The sequence below is a fragment of the Streptomyces radiopugnans genome (genome assembly GCF_900110735.1).
Classification (GTDB): domain Bacteria; phylum Actinomycetota; class Actinomycetes; order Streptomycetales; family Streptomycetaceae; genus Streptomyces; species Streptomyces radiopugnans.
This window is the reverse complement of sequence record NZ_FOET01000037.1, coordinates 1-1,458: the sequence shown is the minus strand read 5'-3', so window position 1 is coordinate 1,458 and position 1,458 is coordinate 1. Positions and strand designations below refer to the sequence as shown.

General features: G+C 71.6%; 1 protein-coding gene. It reads right to left on the bottom strand.

Going from position 1 to position 1,458, the window contains the following annotated elements:
• The coding region (locus BMY40_RS27335; RefSeq protein WP_245770360.1) for a condensation domain-containing protein at nucleotides 1-1,458 on the bottom strand (1,458 nt) is incomplete at both ends.

The window sequence follows — 1,458 nt, the reverse complement described above, 5'->3', positions numbered from 1 at the left end:
CGGGAAGAGTTCCTCGACCGCGTCCCACACCAGCAGCAGACCGCCGTCCTGCTCGATCACCTGGTGGTCCAGCCACACCTGCGGCGTCTGCGAGACACCCCACACGCGCTCGGCGAAGGACGGCTCGCCCGGGTTCCCGTCCCCGTCGAAGACGCCGAGCGTACTGGTGAACACCACCGGCATCGTCACGCCGTGCGCGCCCCTGCGGCGTGCCAGCTCCCGCATCACCCACAGGGCCGAGACGTCGCTGTGCGCCAGGTCCCGGCCCATCTGCCGCTGCGTCCGCAGCAGGGCGTCCCGCCAGGTCTCATCCGCCTCGGGCCGGTAGCCGAGCAGCAGTAGCGAGGTGAAGTCGCCCAGCACCCGCCCGATGTGGGGGTGCACCTCCCGCCGGTCGAAGAGAGTGAGGTTGACGGTGAGCTCCTGCCGCGCGCTCCAGGTGGAGAGCACCTCTGAGAAGGCGGTCACCAGCAGCGTCGATCCGGTGACGCCGCACGCCCGGGCCCGTTCGCGCAGCCGCTGCCACCTCTCGGCCGGCAGCCGGTCCTCACGCCGGACGAAGCGGGGGGTACCGACGGCGGAAGGGTCCTCGGCCAGCGGAAGCTGCGGTCCGTCCGGAAGCTCCAGCACCCGCTCCGACCAGTACGCCTTCGAGGACTCCAGCTCCTCGGGCGAGGGCCGGACACTCGTCACGTAGTCCCGGAACGTCACCTCCACCGGGGGCAGCCCGGCGTCCGGGGCGTGGTAGAGCGTGTCGAGTTCCCGCAGCAGGGTCATCACACTGAGCGCGTCGATCAGGATGCTGTCGAAGCTGACCCCCAGCCGCACCCGTCCCCGGCCGTACCGCACCGCCCGCACGTCGAACAGGGGCCAGCGGCAGGGGTCGAGCACCTGGTGCGACATCTCCGACCGCAGCGCGGCGAGGGCTGCCTCGGCCTCCTCCGGATCCGGACCGGCCTCGGACACCGGGATCGTGAAGGGCGGGACCTCGGGCCGGACCTGTTGCCGCCCTTCGGGCAGGAAGACCGCGCGCAGCATGTCGTGCCGGGCGATCAACGTGTTCCAGGCGTCCTCCAGCCGGTCCAGATCGATGTGCTCGCCGTCGTACTCCGTGTAGAAGTGGCATCCCACTCCGCCCAGTTCGAAGTCGTCGGTGCGGCCCATCCAGTAGGCGCGCTGCACGTCGGTCGGGTCGAACGGCTCGTACCGGTGCTCGGGGGCCGGGCGCAGCACGGGTGCCGCGGGCCCGGCGGCGGAGCCGCGTGAACGCAGACCCGTGCTGAAGGCCGCCAGTTCCGGTGTCCTGAACAGGTCGCCCAGCTCGGCCCCCTCCCAGCCCGCTGCGCGGAGCCGGGAGACGACCCGGGTGGCGATGAGGCTGTCGCCGCCGAGGGAGAAGAAGTTGTCGTCCCGGTGGATGCCGGAGATGCCCAGCAGTTCCTCCCACACCGCCGCCAC